The sequence below is a fragment of the Amycolatopsis sp. NBRC 101858 genome, assembly GCF_030269325.1.
GTDB classification, from domain to species: domain Bacteria; phylum Actinomycetota; class Actinomycetes; order Mycobacteriales; family Pseudonocardiaceae; genus Amycolatopsis; species Amycolatopsis ponsaeliensis.
Map to the genome: position 1 here is coordinate 1 of NZ_BSTD01000021.1, position 255 is coordinate 255.

A 255-nucleotide genomic window follows, 5' to 3' on the forward strand; every position below is an offset into this window, starting at 1 on the left:
GGAAGCACGAGAGCACGAAGTCGCACACTGCGGTGACGTCGGGCAACTCGGGTGACACCGGCGCCACCGGCTCGACCGGCGACGCCTGGAACACCAGCACCACCACCGGCGGGAACTCCGGCTGGGCGGGCAACGGCGGCGACGCCACCGCAGTCAGCACCGGCCAGAACTCCGCCACGAACACCGGTGGGCACAGCTGGAAGCGGCACGAGCAGGGCGGCCGCACGGGCGTCCTGGGTGTCGTGACCGGCACCG

At 72.5% G+C, this 255-nt stretch carries 1 protein-coding gene; it reads left to right on the forward strand.

Annotated elements, in window-relative coordinates:
• A partial coding sequence (locus QSK39_RS52945) for a hypothetical protein (RefSeq protein WP_502873397.1) occupies positions 1-255 on the forward strand: 255 nt, incomplete at both ends.